Origin of the sequence: Methylobacterium sp. Leaf361, assembly GCF_001424445.1 — a bacterium.
Classification (GTDB): domain Bacteria; phylum Pseudomonadota; class Alphaproteobacteria; order Rhizobiales; family Beijerinckiaceae; genus Methylobacterium.
In genome coordinates, this window is record NZ_LMPY01000023.1 from 147,449 (window position 1) to 167,450 (window position 20,002).

At 72.5% G+C, this 20,002-nt stretch carries 19 protein-coding genes and 1 tRNA gene; 6 read left to right on the forward strand and 14 right to left on the reverse strand.

What is annotated here, in order from left to right:
• Positions 1-66: 66 nt before the first annotated feature.
• Entirely contained in the window at positions 67-360 is a 294-nt protein-coding gene (locus ASG32_RS16580) for a DUF2218 domain-containing protein (RefSeq protein ID WP_012320003.1), read from the reverse strand.
• 258 nt (positions 361-618) lie between these two features.
• Complete coding sequence (locus ASG32_RS16585; RefSeq protein ID WP_056528226.1) at positions 619-2,064, reverse strand: FAD-binding oxidoreductase; 1,446 nt, start codon at positions 2,062-2,064, stop codon at positions 619-621.
• 137 nt (positions 2,065-2,201) lie between these two features.
• Between ASG32_RS16585 and ASG32_RS16590 the strand changes: the two genes are divergently transcribed.
• The 3 genes from ASG32_RS16590 to ASG32_RS16600 all read left to right on the forward strand — a co-directional run bounded on the left by ASG32_RS16590 (position 2,202) and on the right by ASG32_RS16600 (position 3,557).
• Positions 2,202-2,897 (forward strand): fumarylacetoacetate hydrolase family protein, encoded by a 696-nt coding sequence (locus ASG32_RS16590; RefSeq protein WP_042670673.1) that lies wholly within the window; start codon positions 2,202-2,204, stop codon positions 2,895-2,897.
• 13 nt (positions 2,898-2,910) lie between these two features.
• Entirely contained in the window at positions 2,911-3,375 is a 465-nt protein-coding gene (locus ASG32_RS16595) for an NUDIX domain-containing protein (protein WP_056528229.1), read from the forward strand.
• A 107-nt stretch (positions 3,376-3,482) separates the two neighbouring features.
• A tRNA-Gly gene (locus ASG32_RS16600) sits at positions 3,483-3,557 on the forward strand.
• 142 nt (positions 3,558-3,699) lie between these two features.
• On the opposite strand, the gene ASG32_RS16605 is transcribed toward ASG32_RS16600, so the two are convergent.
• Positions 3,700-4,299, reverse strand: coding sequence for a TetR/AcrR family transcriptional regulator (locus ASG32_RS16605; protein ID WP_020094569.1), 600 nt, complete (start codon positions 4,297-4,299; stop codon positions 3,700-3,702).
• Between the two features lie 103 nt (positions 4,300-4,402).
• Between ASG32_RS16605 and ASG32_RS16610 the strand changes: the two genes are divergently transcribed.
• Both ASG32_RS16610 and ASG32_RS16615 read left to right on the forward strand, forming a co-directional pair.
• Complete coding sequence (locus ASG32_RS16610) at positions 4,403-5,647, forward strand: efflux RND transporter periplasmic adaptor subunit (protein ID WP_107351970.1); 1,245 nt, start codon at positions 4,403-4,405, stop codon at positions 5,645-5,647.
• A 108-nt stretch (positions 5,648-5,755) separates the two neighbouring features.
• On the forward strand, positions 5,756-8,995 hold the full coding sequence (locus tag ASG32_RS16615; RefSeq protein ID WP_056528235.1) for a multidrug efflux RND transporter permease subunit: 3,240 nt from the start codon (positions 5,756-5,758) through the stop codon (positions 8,993-8,995).
• On the opposite strand, the gene ASG32_RS16620 is transcribed toward ASG32_RS16615, so the two are convergent.
• The 5 genes from ASG32_RS16620 to ASG32_RS16640 all read right to left on the reverse strand — a co-directional run bounded on the left by ASG32_RS16620 (position 8,969) and on the right by ASG32_RS16640 (position 13,987).
• Positions 8,969-9,961, reverse strand: coding sequence for a DUF808 domain-containing protein (locus ASG32_RS16620; RefSeq protein ID WP_056528238.1), 993 nt, complete (start codon positions 9,959-9,961; stop codon positions 8,969-8,971). The two genes, ASG32_RS16615 and ASG32_RS16620, sit on opposite strands and share 27 nt — an antisense overlap.
• 125 nt (positions 9,962-10,086) lie before the next feature.
• Positions 10,087-10,755, reverse strand: coding sequence for a response regulator transcription factor (locus tag ASG32_RS16625; protein WP_020094565.1), 669 nt, complete (start codon positions 10,753-10,755; stop codon positions 10,087-10,089).
• 10 nt (positions 10,756-10,765) lie between these two features.
• Entirely contained in the window at positions 10,766-12,841 is a 2,076-nt protein-coding gene (locus ASG32_RS16630; RefSeq protein ID WP_056529237.1) for an ATP-binding protein, read from the reverse strand.
• A 164-nt stretch (positions 12,842-13,005) separates the two neighbouring features.
• Complete coding sequence (locus tag ASG32_RS16635; protein WP_020094563.1) at positions 13,006-13,230, reverse strand: Rmf/CrpP family protein; 225 nt, start codon at positions 13,228-13,230, stop codon at positions 13,006-13,008.
• Positions 13,231-13,570: 340 nt separating this feature from the next.
• The gene (locus tag ASG32_RS16640; RefSeq protein WP_056528241.1) at positions 13,571-13,987 is read right to left on the reverse strand and encodes a hypothetical protein; all 417 of its coding nucleotides are present in this window, start codon (positions 13,985-13,987) and stop codon (positions 13,571-13,573) included.
• 304 nt (positions 13,988-14,291) lie between these two features.
• Between ASG32_RS16640 and ASG32_RS16645 the strand changes: the two genes are divergently transcribed.
• Complete coding sequence (locus ASG32_RS16645; protein ID WP_157861989.1) at positions 14,292-14,540, forward strand: hypothetical protein; 249 nt, start codon at positions 14,292-14,294, stop codon at positions 14,538-14,540.
• Here ASG32_RS16645 and ASG32_RS16650 read toward each other — a convergent pair.
• Genes ASG32_RS16650 through ASG32_RS16675 form a run of 6 tightly spaced genes read right to left on the reverse strand, consistent with a single transcriptional unit; the run spans position 14,524 to position 19,949 of the window.
• Positions 14,524-15,939 (reverse strand): hypothetical protein, encoded by a 1,416-nt coding sequence (locus tag ASG32_RS16650; protein ID WP_056528247.1) that lies wholly within the window; start codon positions 15,937-15,939, stop codon positions 14,524-14,526. The genes ASG32_RS16645 and ASG32_RS16650 overlap by 17 nt on opposite strands.
• Positions 15,936-16,253, reverse strand: a complete 318-nt coding sequence (locus tag ASG32_RS16655; protein ID WP_056528249.1) for a hypothetical protein — start codon at positions 16,251-16,253, stop codon at positions 15,936-15,938. Before ASG32_RS16655 ends, ASG32_RS16650 begins: the two co-directional genes overlap by 4 nt.
• Before the next feature lie 50 nt (positions 16,254-16,303).
• Positions 16,304-17,029, reverse strand: a complete 726-nt coding sequence (locus ASG32_RS16660) for a hypothetical protein (RefSeq protein ID WP_056528252.1) — start codon at positions 17,027-17,029, stop codon at positions 16,304-16,306.
• Positions 17,030-17,062: 33 nt separating this feature from the next.
• A complete protein-coding gene (locus tag ASG32_RS16665) occupies positions 17,063-18,064 on the reverse strand; it encodes a hypothetical protein (RefSeq protein ID WP_056528255.1) in 1,002 nt (333 codons plus the stop codon).
• 53 nt (positions 18,065-18,117) lie between these two features.
• Complete coding sequence (locus ASG32_RS16670) at positions 18,118-19,089, reverse strand: hypothetical protein (protein WP_244492003.1); 972 nt, start codon at positions 19,087-19,089, stop codon at positions 18,118-18,120.
• Positions 19,090-19,133: 44 nt separating this feature from the next.
• A complete protein-coding gene (locus tag ASG32_RS16675; protein ID WP_056528261.1) occupies positions 19,134-19,949 on the reverse strand; it encodes an OmpA family protein in 816 nt (271 codons plus the stop codon).
• Between the last annotated feature and the right edge of the window lie 53 nt (positions 19,950-20,002).

The following is a 20,002-nucleotide window of genomic DNA, read 5'->3' on the forward strand; positions in this document are numbered from 1 at the left end:
CGGGATCTCAGAACCCGCCCGGGCCTGTAGCCGGACGGGTCGCCCGTGATCGCGCTGCGCGGGCCCTCAGGCGGCGCGCGACCAGCGGATGTCGCCGAGGCTCTCGCGGAAGGCGAAGCGGGCGAGATGGTCGGCCACGACGTTCTCCAGCCGGGTCAGGTTGACCGGGTCGGAGCTGTCGATGCGCATCACCAGCGCGTCGGGCTCGGCATCGAAGGTGCAGACGCGGTCCTCGCCGAAGGGCACGGTGCCGTGAACGGGGGTCGCCTCGACCTTGAACTTGTGGCTCCAGTGCCGGCAGAGCTGCTGCAGGTAGCGGCTCGCCTCGGTGGTCTGCACGCGGGCCTGGGAGGTGGGCATTCCGTCGGTCTCCAGATGGATGTGAAAACAGCCTGTCGGTGACGGTTCGTCGTTCGATCTCGCACGTGCGAGATAGGGAGGCCTCAGAGCAATTGCCATGCCTGGCGCCGACGGATCCGTCTCCGCCGTCTGTATTGAGCGTGTGTCCGAAGCGTTAGCAGCGGCTTAACGCGACGGGCCGCCCCGGCGGTTCGCGGCGCGGCGTGGCTGTCCTGCACCCGTCTCCGCGCCGAATTATGGCGCGATGCACAAATTCGCTCAGGCCGGCGGCGCACCGCGATCGGTCGGGGCGAGCACCTTGCCGGGGTTGAGCAGGTCGTCCGGATCGAGCGCGGCCTTCAGGCGCCGCATGAGGTCGAGCCCGACCGGGTCGCCGTAGCGCGCGAGTTCCTCGCGCTTGATGAGGCCGACGCCGTGCTCGGCCGCGATGGAGCCGCCCAGGGCGTGCACGAGGTCGTGAACGATCCGGTTGAACCGGCCCCAGGCGGACAGGAACGCCGCGGGCTCCATGCCGGGCGGCTGTGACAGGTTGAAATGGATGTTGCCGTCGCCGAAATGGCCGAAGCCGCAGGGCCTCAGGCCCGGCATCTCGGCGAGGCAGGCCGCCCCCGCCCGCTCCAGGAACTCGGGCAGGCGGGAGAGCGGCACCGAGACGTCGTGCTTGATCGAGGCGCCCTCGCGGGTCTGCGCTTCGGGAACGCCCTCGCGCAGGCGCCAGAGCGCGGCGTTCTGGGCCCCGCTGGTCGCGATGGTGGCGTCGGCGATCAGCCCGTCCTCCAGGGCCTGCCCGAGGGCCGATTCCAGTTCGGCCCCCGTGTCGGCGTCCGGGCGCGCGGACGCGACCTCGATCAGCGCGTAGGCGCCGTGCGCGCCGTCCAGCGGCCGCACCGTCCCCGGGACGTGGCGCAGCACGATCTCCAGGGCGAAGGGCGGCAGGTACTCGAACGCCGTCAGGTCGCGGTCCATCCGCGTCCGCAGGAAGACGAACAGGTCCAGAGCCGCCTTCGCCGAGTCGAGGCCGACGAAGGCGACGCTCGTCGAGCGCGGCCGCGGGAACAGCTTCAGCACCGCCGCCGTGACGATGCCCAGCGTGCCCTCCGAGCCGATGAAGAGCTGCTTCAGGTCGTAGCCGGCATTGTCCTTGCGCAGGGCCCTGAGCCCGTTCCAGACGCGCCCGTCGGCGAGCACGACCTCGAGCCCGAGGACGAGATCGCGGGCGTTGCCGTAGGCGAGGACCGCGATCCCGCCGGCATTGGTGCTGACGCCGCCGCCGATCCGGGCCGAGCCGCGCGACGCGTAGGAGAGCGGGAACAGCATGCCGGCGGCCTCGGCCGCCTCCTGCACCTCCTGCAGGATCATCCCGGCCTCGACCGTGATGGTGGCGTCCACCGGGTCGACCGCGCGCAGGCGGTTCATGCGTTCCAGGGACAGGACGACGCCGCCCTGCGGCACGCCGGCGCCGGTGAGGCCGGTATTGCCGCCGAGCGGCACGACGGCGATCCCGGCCTGCGTGCAGGCGCGGACCGCGAAGGCGACCTCCTCGGTGCTCCCCGGCCGCAGCACGGCCAGGGCCGACCCGGTGAACAGGCGGCGGCTCTCCGTCAGGTAGGGCGCGAGGGCGTCGGGATCCGTCAGCACGTGCCGCGCGCCGAGCCCGTCCCGGAGCGCGGTCAGCAGGGTGTCGAGGGCGGCTGTCGGCGTCATCGCGCGGATTCTGTAGGCCGGAGCAGGCCGGAGGCAAGCGCCGGTATGGCGCGCGCCGATGCGGACCTTACAACGTTGATGTAGGGCCCGGGCGTCGTCGCGCCGGGCCACCCGGACGATCCACCGCAGAGGCAGAGATGCTCTCCGTCATCCAGAACCCGCCCCGCATCGCGCTCCCCATCGTCGGCAGCAGCGACTTCTATCCCGTCCGCCGCGTCTACTGCGTCGGGCGCAACTACGCCGCCCACGCCCGCGAGATGGGCGCGGACCCGGACCGCGAGCCGCCGTTCTTCTTCATGAAGCCCGCCGACGCCCTGCAGATCGTCGGGCCGGAGCCGACGGCCCACGCCTACCCGCCGAAGACCGCCAACTACCATTTCGAGGTGGAGATGGTCGCGGCCCTCGCGAGCGGCGGCAGCGACATCCCGGCCGAGACCGCCCTGGAGCACGTCTACGGCTACGCCATCGGCCTCGACATGACCCGGCGCGACGTCCAGGACGAGGCCAAGAAGATGTCGCGGCCCTGGGACACCGCCAAGGCGGCCGACGGGTCGGGGCCGATCGGCGCGCTCCACCCGGTCTCCGCCATCGGCCACCCGGCGAAGGGCGCCATCACCCTGTCGGTCGACGGCGAGGTCCGCCAGAAGGGCGACCTCGGCGACATGATCTGGTCCGTCGCCGAGCAGATCGCCTACCTGTCGGGCTACTTCGCCCTGCAGCCCGGCGACCTGATCTTCACCGGCACGCCCTCCGGCGTCGGCCCGGTCCAGCGCGGCCAGCGCATGGTCGCGGCGATCGACGGTCTCGGCGCCATCACCCTCGACGTCGTCTGAGCCGCGCGGCCGCATGCTCCTCGATCGGCCGCTGCTGCGGCGCCTGTTCCACCTCGGGGCGCTCGCGTCCCGGGGCATGACCCTCGGCGTGCGCGGCGTCGCCCTCGACGGGGCCGGGCGCGTCGCCCTGGTGCGCCACACCTACGTGAGTGGCTGGCACCTCCCCGGCGGCGGCGTCGAGCGCGGCGAGACCGCGCGCGACGCGATCGTGCGGGAGTTCCGCGAGGAGGCGGAGATCGTCCCGGACGGAGAGCCGCGCCTGCACGGCCTCTATCGGAATGTCGTCTCGGCCCCCCGCGACCACGTCGCCCTGTTCGTCCTGCCGGCCTTCACGGTCCTGCGCCCGAAGGCGCCGGACCGGGAGGTCGCGGAGTGCGCGTTCTTCCCGATGGACGCGCTCCCCGAGGGGACCACGCGCGGGACCCGCGCCCGGCTCCGGGAGATCCGCGACGGCCTCCCGCCGGAGCCGAACTGGTAAATCGTGACGGTTCGCGAAAAGGGCGCTTGCGTCGCCCGGCGGAATGGTGTTTAGAGAGCCGCGCCGGGGGCCGCCGGCACGAAAGTCCGGGCGGCGCGGCACAGTGAGCGGGTGTAGCTCAGGGGTAGAGCACAACCTTGCCAAGGTTGGGGTCGAGGGTTCGAATCCCTTCGCCCGCTCCAGTTTTCCCAACCATACGAACGACTTACAAGGCCGCAGCTCTGCGGCCTTTGTCGTTTCTGGACCTCGGCGAACCGCCGGTCGCGGAGAGGCGAACGGCGTCCGGGTGGACCGAGGCGCGGGATCGCGCCCGGTCAGCCCGGCTCAGGCGTCGTGCTCCCTCGCGAAGGCCCGCAGCGAGACCCGGGCGACCTCCCGCAGCGCCTCCCGGTCGGCGCCCGAGGAGGCCAGCACGCCCATGCCGGAGGCGACGGTGGACAGGAACCGCGCCAGCGCGACCGGGTCGGAATCCGCCGGCAGGTCACCGTCCTGTCGGGCCTGAATGAAGCGCTCGCGGAGTTCCATCTCGCCCTGCGCCCGCCGGGACGCCAGCTCGAACGGGATGTTCTCCGAGCCCGCGCCGCAGGCGAGACCGCCCTGAACGAGGAGGCAGCCGGGCGGGTTCGCCGGATCCGTGTGACTCTCGGCGATGCTGCTCAGGAAGCGCTCGGCCACGTCGCGCGCGGTCTCGCCCGCCAGGACGAAGCGCATGTGCTCGGAGCGCCGCTGCGCGTACCGGTCGAGGGCGGCCTTGAGCAGCCCCTCCTTGCTGCCGAAGGCCGCGTAGAGACTCGGCGGCTTGATGCCCATCGCCTTCGTGAGCATCGCGAGGCTCGCGCCGTCGTAGCCGTGGCGCCAGAACACCTCCATCGCCTCGTCGAGGGCCTTGTCCGTGTCGAAGGACCGGGGGCGCCCCATCACCATTGCCTGCGGCCTCCAACTTTTATATCGAATGGTAGATAAGTCACTTGACGCCCCGCGTCCATGCCGACATGTGTAGCGACCTATACAGATGTTGGAGTCGCTCGTGGAACCTCAGCGTCATCTCCCGCGCAATCCTCTCCGTGCCCGGCGCCTCGCGGCCGGAAGCCTCGCGGTCGCCCTTCTCGCAGGCGTCTCCTACACCTTCATACCCGGCGCCCTGGTCCGGGGAACCGTGGCCGTCGCCGCGACGCCGCCGACCGAGGTGGCGATGCCGGCCTCGGTCGCGACCGTCGAGCCGCGCGACGTCATCCTCTGGGACGAGTTCTCGGGTCGTCTGGAGGCCGTCGAGCGCATCGACGTCCGTGCCCGGGTGGGCGGCGCGATCCTGGCCACGCATTTCGCGGAAGGCGAGGTGGTCAAGGCCGGCGACCTGCTGGTGACCATCGATCCCGCGCCCTACGCGGCCGAGGTCCAGCGGCTGGAAGCCCAGGTCGCGGGCGCCGAGGCGCGGGTCGGCATGACGGCGAGCGACCTCGAGCGCGGGCAGAAGCTGTCGGACCAGCGCATCGTCACGGCGCGCGACCTCGACGTCCGCGCCAACGCGTTCAAGGAGGCCAAGGCGAGCCTCGACGCGGCGAAGGCGGCCCTGGAGGCGGCGCGCCTGAACCTCGGCTACACGCAGGTCTGGGCGGCCGTCGGCGGCCGCGTCGGCCGCCGCGAGATCACGCCGGGCAACCTCGTGGCCACGGGCGCCGGGGCCGCCGTACTGACCACGCTCGTCTCGGTCGATCCGGTCTACGCCAGCTTCGATGCCGACGAGGGCGTGGTCCTGAAGGCGCTGGCCTCGGTCGCCGAGCCGGGCGGCCGGCGCGGCAAGCTCGACCGCATCCCCGTGGAGATGGCGACCGCCGACGGCGCCCGCGCGGCCGGGCATCTCCAGTTCATCGACAACAAGGTCGACGCGCGCAGCGGCACGGTCCGGGTGCGCGCGACCTTCTCCAACGGCGACGGCCGCCTGATCCCGGGCCAGTTCGCCCGGATGCGCCTGGGGCAGGCCGCGCCGGACCGTCTCGTCCTGGTGGACGAGCGGGCCGTCGGCACCGATCAGGACAAGAAGTTCGTGCTCGTCGTGGGGGCGGACAACCGGGCGGAGTTCCGCGCCGTCACCCTCGGCCGGGCCGTCGACGGCCTCCGCGTGGTCACCTCCGGCCTGTCGGGCGGCGAGCGCATCGTGGTCAACGGCCTGCAGCGCGTCCGTCCCGGGACCCTCCTGCGCCCCGAACCGGTCGCGATGGGCGCGCGCCCGCAGGACGCCGCCTCCGGGCCGCGCAAGCTGGCGCAACGCTGACGGCCGGCGCGACGCGCCCGTCCGCCCGCTCCAGAACCCCGACGCCTTCGAGACGGCGGCCGCACGCGGCCGCCCGGACGCCCCTGCCTCACGCCCTCGGAGGGCGGCATGAATCTCTCCAAGTTCTTCATCGACCGCCCGATCTTCGCGGGCGTGCTCTCGATGCTCATCTTCATCGGCGGCCTGCTGTCGCTCTTCGCGATGCCGATCTCCGAGTACCCGGACGTGGTGCCCCCCTCCGTCGTCGTCCGCGCGACCTTCCCGGGCGCCAACCCCAAGGTCATCGTCGAGACCGTGGCGACGCCGATCGAGGAGCAGATCAACGGCGTCGAGGGCATGCTCTACATGTCGAGCCAGGCCACGACGGACGGCATCATGACGCTGACCGTCACCTTCCGGCTGGGCACTGACCCCGACAAGGCGCAGCAGCTCGTCCAGAACCGCGTCTCGCAGGCCGAGCCGCGGCTGCCGGCGGTGGTGCGCCAGCTCGGCATCGTCACGGTGAAGAGCTCCCCCGACCTGACGATGGTCGTGCATCTCGTCTCGCCCAACGGGCGCTACGACATGACCTACCTGCGCAACTACGCGGTGCTGAACATCAAGGACCGCCTGGCGCGGCTCGACGGCGTCGGCCAGGTCCAGCTCTTCGGCTCCGGCGACTACGCGATGCGGATCTGGCTCGACCCGCAGAAGGTGGCCGAGCACGGCCTGTCCGCGGGCGATGTCGTGCGCGAGATCCAGGCCCAGAACGTCGAGGCCGCGGCCGGCGTGATCGGCGCGTCGCCGGCCGTCCCGGGTCTCGACCTGCAGCTCTCGCTCAACGCCGAGGGGCGCCTGAGCAGCGAGGAGCAGTTCGGCGACATCGTGGTCAAGACCGGCGCCGACGGGGCGATCACGCGCCTGCGCGACGTCGCGCGCATCGAGCTCGGCGCTTCCGACTACGCCCTGCGCTCGCTCCTCGACAACAAGTCGGCGGTGGCGATCCCGATCTCGCAGTCGCCGGGCTCGAACGCGATCCAGATCTCCGACGAGGTCCGCCGCACCATGGCGGAGATCAAGCGGACCATGCCGGAGGGCGTCGACTACCAGATCGTCTACGACCCGACGCAGTTCGTGCGCGCCTCCATCGAGGCGGTCATCCACACGCTGCTGGAGGCGATCGCCCTCGTCGTGCTCGTGGTGATCCTGTTCCTGCAGACGTGGCGGGCCTCGATCATCCCGCTGCTCGCCGTGCCGGTCTCCATCGTCGGCACCTTCGCGGTGATGCACGTCTTCGGATTCTCGATCAACGCGCTGAGCCTGTTCGGCCTCGTGCTGGCCATCGGCATCGTCGTCGACGACGCGATCGTGGTCGTCGAGAACGTCGAGCGCAACATCGAGAGCGGCCTGTCCCCGCGGGACGCCAGCTACCAGGCCATGCGCGAGGTCTCGGGCCCGATCATCGCCATCGCCCTCGTGCTGGTCGCGGTCTTCGTGCCCCTGGCCTTCATCAGCGGCCTGACGGGCCAGTTCTACAAGCAGTTCGCCCTCACCATCGCGATCTCGACGGTGATCTCGGCGATCAACTCGCTGACCCTCTCGCCGGCCCTCTCGGCGCTGCTGCTGAAGGATCACCAAGCGCCGAAGGATCGTCTCACCCGCATCCTTGACCGGCTGCTCGGCTGGTTCTTCCGCCGCTTCAACCGCGCCTTCGGGCGAGCCTCGAACGGCTACGGCCGCGGTGTCGGCTTCGCGGTGTCGCGCAAGGCCGCGATGATGACGCTCTACGTCCTGCTCGTCGGGCTGACGGTCGGCCTGTTCCGCCAGATCCCGGGCGGCTTCGTCCCGGGCCAGGACAAGCAGTACCTCGTGGGCTTCGCGCAGCTGCCCGACGGCGCGACCCTCGACCGGACGGAGGAGGTCATCCGCCGCATGAGCGAGATCGCCCTCAAGGAGCCCGGCGTCGAGAGCGCCGTCGCCTTCCCGGGCCTCTCGATCAACGGCTTCACCAACAGCTCCAACTCGGGGATCGTGTTCTCGACGCTCAAGCCGTTCGACGAGCGGAGGGACCCGTCCCTCAACGGGGCGGCGATCGCGCAGTCGCTGAACAAGAAGTACGCCGCGATCCCGGAGGCATTCATCGCGATGTTCCCGCCGCCGCCGGTGAACGGACTGGGGACGATCGGCGGCTTCAAGCTGCAGATCGAGGATCGCGCCGGCCTCGGCTACGAGGCGCTGAACGACGCCACGAAGGCGTTCATGGCGAAGGCCGCCCAGGCGCCGGAACTCGTCGGGCTGTTCTCGAGCTTCCAGATGAACGTGCCGCAGCTCTTCGCGGACATCGACCGGACGAAGGCCCGTCAGCTCAACATCCCGGTGACGGACGTCTTCGACACGCTGCAGATCTATCTCGGCTCGCTCTACGTCAACGACTTCAACAAGTTCGGCCGCACCTACTCGGTGCGCGTCCAGGCCGACGCCCCGTTCCGGGCGCGGTCGGACGATGTCGGTCTGCTGAAGGTCCGGGCCGGCTCAGGCGAGATGGTCCCGCTCTCCGCCCTGCTGCGCGTCCGCCAGACCGCCGGACCGGAGCGGGCCATGCGCTACAACGGCTTCCTGTCGGCCGACATCAACGCCGGTGCGGCGCCCGGCTACTCGTCGGGTCAGGCCCAGGCGGCGGCGACGCGGATCGCGGCCGAGACGCTGCCGCGGGGCTTCGCCTTCGAGTGGACGGACCTGACGTACCAGGAGTTCATCGCGGGCAATTCCGGGGTCTGGGTCTTTCCCCTCGCGCTGCTCCTGGTCTTCCTCGTGCTCGCCGCGCAGTACGAGAGCCTCGCCCTGCCGCTGGCGATCCTGCTGATCGTGCCGATGGGGCTGCTCGCCGCGATGTTCGGCGTCTGGCTGTCGGCCGGCGACAACAACGTCTTCACGCAGATCGGCCTGATCGTGCTCGTCGGGCTCTCGGCCAAGAACGCCATCCTGATCGTCGAATTCGCCCGTGAGCTCGAATTCGCCGGTCGGACCCCGCTCCAGGCGGCGATCGAGGCGAGCCGCCTCCGGCTGCGGCCGATCCTGATGACGTCGATGGCGTTCATCATGGGCGTGCTGCCGCTGGTGACAGCCACCGGCGCCGGATCGGAGATGCGCCGCGCGATGGGCGTCGCGGTGTTCTCGGGCATGATCGGCGTGACCGCCTTCGGCCTGTTCCTGACCCCGGTCTTCTACGTGCTGCTGCGTCGCCTGAGCGGCAATAGGCCCCTGAAGCATCACGGCGCCGCCGCGCCGGTCCCGGCGCCAGTAGCTGTGCCGGGCTCCGCCCCGGCCGATCACGGGATCCCGTCAGCCGCGCCGCTGCCACAGGCCTGACAGGGCGCGCCACGCCGGCGCCAGCACGACGTTCGTCAGCGGGATCAGCGCCCCGCCGACGACCAGCCCGATGAGGCCCGACACGGTCGCGGTGACGAGCCACTCGACGAGGCCCGCGGCGAACGGCACGCGCGCCGCCGCGGCCTCCGCCATCGCGTGGGCGGCGTGCGCCGGTGCCGGGAACCCGTAGGTCTCGAGACCGTGCATCAGGATCCCGCCGCCGACCCAGATCATCGCCGCCGTCCCGATGACGGCCAGGATCTTGAGCAGGATCGGCATGCCCTTCACGACGCCGCGGCCGAGCCCGCGGATCAGGCTTCCGAGCGGTGGGCCCGCGGTGCTGCGGGCGAGGGCCAGACCGGCATCGTCGGCCTTCACGATCAGCGCGACCACGCCGTAGACGCCCGCGGTGATGCCGACCGCGACGATGGCCAGCACCGCCGCCCGCATCCAGAAGCTGCCCTCCGGCAGCGCCGCCAGCGTGATGGCCATGATCTCGGCCGACAGGATGAAGTCCGTCTTGATGGCGCTCGCCACGCGCCGGTCTTCCTGGGCCTGATCGCCGCCGGCGCCACCCTCCTGGTCCGCCTCGTCGCCGTGGCCGTGATGGGCGAACACGGCTTCGTAGACCTTCTCGGCGCCCTCGAAGCACAGGTACGCGCCGCCCAGCATGAGGAGCGGCGTGATCGCCCAGGGGGCGAAGGCGCTCAGCGCCAGGGCACCCGGCAGCAGGAAAAGGATCTTGTTGCGCAGCGATCCGAGGGCGATCCTGCCGACGATCGGCAATTCGCGCTCCGCGGCGAAGCCGACGACGTAGCGCGGCGTCACGGCCGCGTCGTCGATGACGACGCCGGCGGCCTTGGTGCCGGCGCGCGCCGCCTGGCCGGCCACGTCGTCGAGCGAGGCCGCCGCGGCCCTCACCATGAAGGCGACATCGTCCAACAGGGCGATCAATCCGACGCTCACCCGTCCCCCCTCGTCCCTGACCGGTCCGCCAGACAGACGATCCGCGGCAGGATTTGATCCCTGACCGGCGAAAAATCGGCAGACCCGGCCGTCGCCCGGGACTGGCTGCCCCCGCTCGCTCGCGCCTAGCGCAGCGCCAGGGCGTCGAGCCATCCGTGCGCGGCGGCGTAGCGGATGATCTCCGCGCGCGTGCGCAGGCCCAGCTTCTCGGCGGCCCGCGCCTTGTAGGTCTCGATGGACTTCACGCTGAGATCGAAGCGCCGCGCGATCTCCTTGTTGCTGAAGCCCTGCGCGATCAGCCGGAGCACGTCGGTCTCGCGCGGGCTCAGCGCTTCGGCCGACGGCTCGGACTCGCCGCCCTGCGCCGGGGCCCCGGGATGCGCCAAGGCGTGGCTCGCCACCGAGGGGTCGAGGTAGATCCCGCCCGCCGCGACGGCGCGGACCGCGCGGAGCAGATCCTCCGCGGCCGAGCGCTTGAGGAGGTATCCCCGGGCGCCCGCCTTGAGCAGCGGCTGAACGTAGGCCGCGTCCTCGTGAACCGTCAGCACCAGCACCCGCGTCCGCGGGCAAGACCCGGCGACGCGCTCGGTCAGCTCCAGGCCGTTGAGGCCCGGCATCGAGACGTCGACGACGGCGACGTCCGGGTCGGCGGCGTGGATCATCGGCAGCGCCTCGCTGCCGCTGGTGGCCTCGCCGACCAGCTCGATCTCCGGGTCGGCGTTCAGGAGCGTCCGGATCCCCGCGAGGACGATGGGATGGTCGTCGGCCAGGGCGACGCGGATGCGATCCGTCATGCGCTTCTCCTCAGGTCTCGGGATGTTCCGGAATCGGGATGGTGACGAACAGCGTCGTACCGATGCCCGGGGACGATTCCAGCGTGAGAGTCCCGCTCAAGAGCGACAGCCGCTCGCGGATGCCCGACAGGCCGAGCCGCAGCTTGGCCGGCGCCTCGCCGCCGGCGCGCTCACGCTGCTCGTCGGCGTTGAAGCCGGCGCCGTCATCCTCGATCACGACCCGCATCTCGCCCGCGCGCTTCTCCACCGAGACGCTGACGCTCGCGGCCCGGGCGTGCTTGAGGACGTTGGTCAGGGCCTCCTGCACGATCCGGTAGACGGCCGTCTCGATCGCGGCCGGCAGCCGGGTCGCCTCGCTCAGAAACTCCAGGTCGGCGCGGATCCCGTGCCGCTGGCTCCAGTCGCGCAGCAGGGTGGCCAGGGCCTCGCGCAGCCCGAGATCGTCGAGGGCGGTCGGCCGGAGGTCGACGGCGGCCCGGTGGATGTCGCGGCCGATCTCCCCGGCAAGCGATTGCAGCCACTCCACCTGCCGGCCGGCCTCCGCCGTGGCCCCGCGTGCCAGGAGCCGCTCCATGCTCTTGAGGCCCAGCGACAGACCGGTCACCGTCTGGCCGACCTGGTCGTGGAGTTCGCGGGCGATCCGGCGCTGCTCGTTCTCCTGGGCCTCGCCGAGGCGGCGCAGCAGCGCGAAGCGCTCGGCCTCCGCGCGCTTGCGCGGCTCGATGTCCGACACCACGCCGTAGATCAGTCCGGCCGGGGTATGCTCGTGGAGCTGCGGCACGCGGCCGGCGACCCGGACCCAGCGCGGCTCCCGACCCTCCTGGATCACGCGGAACTCGACGTCGAGCGGCGTGCCCTCGGCGAGGCTCCGGCGCAGGGCCTCGCTCAGGCGCCCGCGATCCTCGGGATCGACCGCCTGCAGGACCGTGTCGGCGTCCACGGCGCTGTCGCGCCCCTCGGCGGCCGTCCAACCGAGGAGATCGGCCGCGCGGGGCGAGCCGGTGACCCGGTGCGCGACGGTGTCCCAGCGCAGCGTGCCGAGTTCCGCGGCCTCGGCGGCGACGGCGCCCTGTTCCTCGCTGGAGCGGAGCGCGAGGGAGAACCGGGCCTGCTCGCCCGCCCGGCGCTGCGCCATGTCGCGGCCGACGAGACCGACCAGCGCCAGGGCGAGCCCGATGCTGACGAAGCTGCCGCCACCCAGGACGGCGTAGGACCGCGAGACCGGCGCGTTGAGCGTCGCGACCGGCATCCCGAAATGCACCGACCAGCCGCCGGTATGCTGCAGGGTCCGGTATACCACCTCGACATCGGCGCCTTCCAGCGTCGGTCCGGTGTAGAAGCCGTTCGGGGCGTTCCGGATCGCCGCCTGGAGCGCCGGGTTCGCCGGGTGGCCGAGCTCCTCCACCTCGGCCCGGGTCCGGGCGATCGTGTTGCCCTCCGCGTCCACGATGGTGCCGACCCAGCCCTCGGGGGCGCCGGCGTCGCGCAGGATCGAGCTCACCGCGTTCGTGGCGAGCCGGATCGAGAGGACGTAGCGCAGCGTGCCGTCCCGGATGACCGGCACGCGCAGCGCGACGAGGCGCTTGCCCGAGATCGAGCCGGCCGGGCCGATGCCGCCGATCACCGGCTGCCGCGTGCGCACCACCGCGTCGAAGCTCGTCCGGTCCGAGGTCGGTCCGAGTTCCTCCTCGAGGGACCGGAGCAGGTTGACGATCTGGGCGCCGTCCGGTCGCGCGAGCTCCACCGTCTCCCAGAGCGGGTGCGCCTGCCTGAGACGCACGGCCTCGGCGTAGAAGGCCGCGAGGTCGGGCCTGTCGAGGGTCGCGGAGGCGGCCTCGGCCTCGAGGACCGCGATCTGGGCGGCGATGTCCGAGGCGACACGCTCGGCCACCCGGGTCGCGCTGGCGACGGCGGCGCTCCGGGCGAGGTCGCGCTGCTGCTGTGCCATCAGCGTCGCGACCCAGCCGCTGAGCAGCAGGACCGGGATCGCGGCCGCGAGGGCGAGGGCCACGAAGGTGCGGCGGCTGCCGCGGCTCAGCTGGAGCTCGGGCTTCCGGATCGCGGTGTCACGGGCGCGAACATTCATGCGGCCGTGCGCGGACACGCTGCGCGCCGGCCCGGACCCGTCCCCCATCGCTCGGACGGACCGACGCCCCTGTCTCGCCGTCCCGCGCGCACCGTCGCCCGCCTCCCGTGTCCCCGCATCGGCCCGTAAGCTCACAGCTCTCCTACGGGAAAGTCGGACCGTCGTCAGGCCGGGGAGGCGGGGTCAGACGCGGCACCGGCGTCGGAAAGGGCCGATCCGGGCAGCATCCGGGCGGGGTGCGGCATCCGCGTCGCGACCGCCCACGAGGAGCCGTCGTAGCCCTCGTACCAGGCCCGGCGCTCGCGCGACTCGCCGGGATAGGGGCAAGCATCGCGGGGCCGACCGACGGCGCGCGCGCGGGCGCCCTGTTTGACGATGTCCATGAGCATGGGCGCTGATCTCTCCGGCCGCTCGGGAGCCTGTCCCGCCGGGTCAGAAGCGCCGAATTTGAACGGCCAAGCAAGCTGTTTCGAGCCGGGATACCGCTCACACCGACGCCTGTCGGGAATATCCCGACAGGCCGTGCGTGCGATGATCGATTGACCATTGCACGAAAGCGGCACCGGATCTTTCGAAGATCGCCCCGATTCGTCCGAATGATGCGCGGAGAGACACGAGATCCTCGCGTCGTCGGACGCGAGGATCACGAGCGCCACGCCGGCGCGGGCGTGGCGTGGAAAGACGACCGGGAGGCCGTGACGGCCCGGCCTCCCGGTCCGGATGCGCCGCCTAGTAGGCGCAGCCGTAGCCGACCGGTGCGTAGTTGTACCCGTAGGACCGCCCGTAGGCCGCGCCGTAGAGACCGGGCCGTGCAGCGGCCGCGAGGCCAAGGCCTGCGCCGGTCGCGAAGCCGACCCCGCGATAGCCGCCCCAGCCACCCGAGCGATACGCGTGGGGCCGGAAGCCGTAGCCGGCGGGGCGGAAGTGGACGCCGCGATATCCGCGGTAGCCCCGGTGCCGCCGGTAGTGCCGGTGGAGACGGTGATGGCGGTACCGGTGGAGGCCGTGGCGCCGCCCCCTCCAGACGCCGTGGCCCAGATGGTGGGGCCCATGATGGAAGCCGCGGCCGTGGGGTCGCGCCTCGCTCGACGGGGCGAACAGGACGAGGCTCGACAGCGCCGTGAGGGCGATCACGAGACGTTTCATGGGCTGAGCTCCAGAGACGGTGAAGGACGTCCGCACGGATCGGACCCGATGCCGGATCCGACCGCGCGGCGCGGTCTGTCGGGACGGCGATGCCGGCCGCCATCGCGGGCCACCGCGCATTCCCCGGTACGCGCGGACGGCGGGAGACCGCCGGTCGCTGTCCCGCAGGCTCATCTGTGTTGCCCGGCGCCGATCAGCAGTCGGAGAGATCGGCAATCGTGTCAGGGTCGGCCCGACATGCCCGGGCGACCGGCCTGGATTAGCTTGGCCGTGGACATTCGCGCGCGCTGCACAGGGGGACGGCATGCGGAAGGCGTTGGGACGGCCGGTGCAGAGGGCGCGATCCTGGTACCGGCGCTACGGGCGCCTCGGCGCGCCGCGGACGCCGCGACCGGTCAAGCAGAGCCCGCAGACCGCCTCCGGACGCTCGCTGGAGGACTGGGCGCGGTTCGGCGGCGGTCTGCTCGGCCCGGAATCCGGAGATGCCCCGCGTCCTGAGATCCGCGCCGATCGAGGGGCCGCCCTCGGCATCCCCATCAGTCCGCCGGGCTGAAGACGTCGTCGCCCACGAAGATCATCTCGCGGTCGATCTCGGGGGGATCCTTCTGCGAGCCGTAGGCGAAGAACAGGCGCCGGGTCCGGCCATCCGCCGCGGTCAGCGTGAGCGTGTGGCGATCGAGGGCGTAGCGCCCGCCCTCCGGCGCGCGCCGACGGGCGATCGCCGTGCCGACGCCGGTGCTCGCCCCCGAATTCGTCGCGCCGACCGAGCCGCCGCGACCGTAACTCCCGTCCGCGTGGAAGTCGTAGCGGCTCTCGACGGCGATCGCGACGTCGCCGCCCAGGGCGGTGTTGCCGCCGCCCGACAGCCGCCGGTACGCCCGCGCCACCCGCTCATTGGCGACGGCCGGGAAGGCCCGGAAGAAGCTGCCGTCGCCGAGGGCGTAGTCGTTCGCGCGGCCGCGCGCGTCCGTCAGGACGAAGCCGGCGCCCTTGGCACTCCACCGCCCGAATCGCTTGGGCCGTGCGGCCCGCTCGGCGGCGAGGTCCACGTCTTCGAGCGCGGTGTCGGCGATCTCGTAGTAGGTGCCGTCGCGCAGGAAGATCAGCGGCTCGAAATCGATCGTCATGAGACCGCCGACGCCGAATCCGGTGGTCGAACGGAAGTACACGCCCTCGACCTGATCCCAATTGGCGGCGTGGCGCGGGGGACCGGCCGCGTCCGGGGCGGAGGGAGCCGGGGAGGGAGCCGGTCGCGCGTCCGGCACGGGCGGGCTCTCCGCGACCGGCGGCGGCTTCGGGGCCGCGCGTCCGGCCCGGTCCTTCGGCACCAGCCCGTCCTCGGTCAGCGCCAGATTCCGCAGCGTGGCGACCGGCATGAACTCGTTGGACAGGCCCGCCAGGAAACGCGGCAGCACGCCGAGCCGCTTGGCCGCCTGCCAGCCGGCATGGTGGAGAACGGCGCGCAGCTTGACCTGCTCGGCGAAGGCCGCCCGCGTGGCCGGCTGGGACAGGGGCGGCCGTTCCGCCATCGGCGCCACGAACCGGGTCCGGATCGCCCGCAGGGCCGCCGCGCTCGGCTCGACCGTCGCGTCGTTGGCGACCATCCATTGCAGGGCGATGAAGGCGGTGAGCACGTCGCCCGCATCGTCCGGCCGCAGCGGCGTCCCGTCGAGGAAGCCGCGGAAGACGCTGTCGTAATCGTGCCGGGCTAGCTCTCGCGCCGTCTCGGCCGCGGCGATCGGGTTCGTGGCGCGCTGGTCGCGCACCGCCCGCGCGACCGTGGCGGCCCGCAGGTCGGGCGTCGAGGCGTAGGGGAGGGCCGGTCCCTCCACCTCGGTCGCCTGCGCCCGTGCCGGGGTCGCCGTCACCGGGATCGCCAGGCTCCACAGCGGGACGGCTGTCACGCCGAGGCCGAGCAGCGCGGCCGCGCGCCGGAAGGTGAACCGCATCATCGCCGCAACCACGCTCGAAGGATCATCAGCAGGCCCTGCACGACGGTGCACAGCAGTGTCAGAGCCATGAAGGGCAGGAACGGGATCAGCAGCCAGCCCGTCATCGTCAGCGTGTAGAGCAGGCCGCCGATATCGTGTCCGGCCACCGGGCAGGGGTGCGTCCCCGCCTCGTTGACGGTGCAGCCGGTCAGGTTCGTCAGCGCGAGGCCGAGCGCGAAGGGTACGACCGGCAGCCACGTGATCAGCAGCAGGATGAGGATCACGCGCAGGCGTCGCCGGGACGGGTTCGGCCGCGCCATCGTGGGAATAGCCATCGGTCACAAGCCCCGCGCGGAGCCGGGGCGGCCGCGTCTCGCCGCGCCGCTCATGGCTGGCGGCGATAGAGGCCGCGGAAGGTGACGTTGACGCCTCCGCAGGCGAGGTTGTCGTCGACGACCAGCCAGGGGCCGACGCGCCGCAGCCAGACCTTGCAATCGGACGCGTCACCGGCCTCGACCGGCAGCGCCCCGTTCTCGCCGACGGCGAAGCTCGCCGCGGCGCCCTGCGGGGCGACCGTGCCGGCGAATTCGCCGATATGGACGCCGCCGCGGCGCGCCCGCTCCGGATCCCCGGCGCCCCAGGTGGCGTCGCCCCCGAAGGTCAGCAGCCCCGGCTTGTCGGCCTGGGTGATGCGGATGCGCGCCTCCGCACGGGTCCAGGTGCCGAGCCAGTCCGCAGGCGCGACGGCACCGGGTGGCTCGACGGCGACGGCCTCGCCCGGGAGCCAGCCGGTCCGGCCCATATCGTCGCCCGCGCCCCGATAATGGGCGCAGACATAGGCGCCGCGACGCTCGCCGAGGATGACGGGATCGGCGCTCACCAGGTAGGCGCGCTCGCGGCAGGCGGCGCTCGGGTCCGGGCAGCCGGCGCGGGCGAGCCCGTCCTTGACGAAGGCCGTGCGCCCCGGCGCGCTGATGCGCCCGAAGGTTGGGGGCGCGCCGGACGTGAGCGAGGGGGACCGCCGGCACTCGTTCTCCTCCGCGCGCGCCGGGCCAGCGAGCAGGGCGAGGGCGGAGACCAGGAGCAGCGGGGCGAGAAGCGGCGGGCGCATCGGGAAGGCTCTCGTTGTGGGTGCAGAGGTCGGTCAGCGCATCGCCACCGAGGCGGCGACACGGTCGGCCCTGTCCAGGGCGTCGGGGCGACCGGCATCGGCGAAGCCCAGCACCCGCAGGTAGCGCTGGCCGTCGAAGACCATCGTCTGCGTCACGCCGAGGGCACGGCCGCTCTTGGTGTCGGTCCCGGTGCCGCGCAGCCGCACGACGACCGCCTCGCCGCGACTGGACCGCGCCTCGTCCGTGACGTTCACGTCGGCGAAGTCCTTCTGCGCCGCGAACAGCCGGCGGGCGACCGCGACCTCCGCGCCCGCCGGGACCGGCGCCTGACCGAGCGAGGGCGCGACGACGATCACCGGCTGCTCGCGCTCGGGATCGACGTCCTTGGGTCCCTCGGTGAGGAGGAGGCTGTTGCCCGCGAAGACCGCGGTCGGCCGGTAGCCCGCCATGTCGCCGACCGTGTAGGGCAGCGCCGCGACCTGATCGGTCAGGCTCGCCTTCGCCCGGAACGCGATCGTGCGGAGGGCCGCCTCGACGGAAGCAGCGGGCACCTGCCGGGCCGCCTTCTCGGGGACCTGCACGGTGACGAGCCCGGTCCCGGGGGCGCCGCGCACGACGGCGACCCATTTCGTGTAGGTGAGACCGTTGGCCGGCTGGGTGCCGCGCAAAACGAAGCCCTCACCGCCCGCGACCGGCAGGGGCTCGGCCCCGCCCTTCACCCGGAAGCCCGTGGCGGCCAGCGCCTCGGGGGTGAACCGGCCATTGATCTGGTCCCAGGCCTCCGGCGGCATCTCCACCAGGATGATCGACGCGCCGGCCGGATGCTCGAAACCGGCGAAGCGCCGGCTCACGTTCATCCCGGTCGGCGGCGTCAAGCCGAGGGCGCCGGCGCCCGGAAAGACCGGGTCGGCCCGTGCCTCGCGGGCCGCGATCGCCAGGGGCGCGAAGACCAGTCCGGCCAGGATGACGCGCCGCGCCGGGCTTTGCGGGACAAGATGGGAGAGGGCGCCGCGCAGGCGCTCGCGAACCGACATGGTCAACCTTCAGGGAACGGTGGGACGACGAGGCGGGGAAGGCGAAGGTTCGGCTACCGCGTCGCCACGCGGCTGATGACGAAGGTGTTGCCCGAGAACTGGACCTGACCCGGCGCGCTCATGTGCTCCAGCATCAGGCGGAGGTTCCGGCCGAGCCGGGCGGAATCCGAGCGGGTCTCATACCAGTACTCGGTGCTGGCCCCGCTCGCGCGCACCGGACGGTGGTGCTCGTAGCAGCGGAAGGCCGCCATGTACTCCTCGGCCGCCTGGACCTCCTGGGCCGAGAAGCCGCTCAGACGGACGACGTAGGCGCTGGGCAAACCCCCGCAGCCCTCGCCGCCGGGCGCCGCCGCCACGGCGCCGCCGACCGGAGCGGCGTCAGGGGGCGCAGCGCCGGCATCGGCACCGCGGCGGGGCGCTATGACGCCGTCGAGCTTCGCGGTGAGCGCGGCCGCGAGGTCGGCGGCCACCGTCTTCGCCTCGGCGCCGACCCGCTCGAGCAGGCACTCGCGGTCGCAGCCCTGCGGCAGGGGCGGCAGCTGGAGACCGGCCACCTCGAACGACCCGAGCGACTGCCCGGTGCGGACGTTGAGGAGGCGGCCGGGGATACGGATCTCCGGCCGGACGATGTCCGAGTAGGCGGATTTCGACGCCGACGCGTAGATCTGGAACACCGCCACGACGTCGAGGGGCGGATTCTGGACCGCGCGGGCGACCTCGATCAGCTCGGCATCCCGCCGGCGCACCCGGTTGGCCTGGGTGAACCCCATCGCGACGGCGGTCTCGTCGTAGACGTTGTAGCCGCGCAGGTTCATCGTCTCGGACAGTTCGTGGATCACCCGCTGGAAGATGCGGTTGCCGCGGGGCACCGCGTCCTCGTCGGCGTCCTCGCCCATCACGACGACGTTGGGCCTGGTCTGCGCCCGGGCCGGTGCCGCGTAGGCGGACCCGAGGGCCAGGACGGCGAGGCAGGCGGCGCGGAACGCCGTGGTGCGGACGAGGGGCATCGGGATCCTCCAGGACATCGCGGGTCTCTCGGTCATCGGAGCGTCGGTGAGGGGAGCGGGCTTTATTCGGTGCAGGGACGCTGGGTCGGCGCCGCGCGGAAATCGTCGAGGTCGAGATCCGTCCGCAGGCGCGGATCGGCCAAGTCGGTGCAGGTGCGATCCGCGACCGGCAGGACGAAGCGCAGGGCACCGCTGCGGGCCGGCGCGATCAGGCTGACCTCTACCCTGCGGTTCACCCGTGACAGGGGTGCGTCGGGATCCTTCGGCCGCGCGGGTCCCCAGCCGTGGACGCGCAGGCGCTCCGGCGCGATCCCGTAGGTCTCGACGAGGTGCGCCTTCACGGCGCGGGCCCGGGCCAGGGAGAGGCGGCGGTTGTAGGCGCGGCCGCCGGCGGCGTCGGTGTGACCGGCGATCAGGAAGCCGTGGCCCGCGAGCGGCTCGGCGCGCAGGGCCTCGCCGAGCGGTTCGAGCTGGATGCGCGCTTCGGGGGTCAGGCGCGCGCTGTCGTAGGCGAAGAACACGGTGAGATCGATCGACCGGGCGGGAACGACGCGCACCGCCGGGCCGCCGTCGTCGGGGCTGACCGCCAGCGGCCGCGCGGGCGCTCCCGGATTGCCGTCGGCGAAGGGCGCGAGCGACCGGATGATCGCGGTCGCACCTGGATTCGCGGCCCGCGCCTCCTCGGCCTCCGCCCGCTCCGCGGCCGGGTCCCGCGGCGGAGGCGCTTCGTCCGGCCGCGCTGCCCGGGCCCCCGGCACTTCGGTGAGCGGGTTCGCCCGGGCGGGCGCGACCAGCGCCAGGGCGAGGCCGACGGCGAGCAGCAGGCCTGAGCGGCCGAGGCGCGCCCGCGCGGCGCGCGGTAGATCGTGGGTCCGCATCGCTTCCCCTCTTCGTGTCCCGGGCCTTGCTGCGGCCCCTCTCTCCCCGTTCC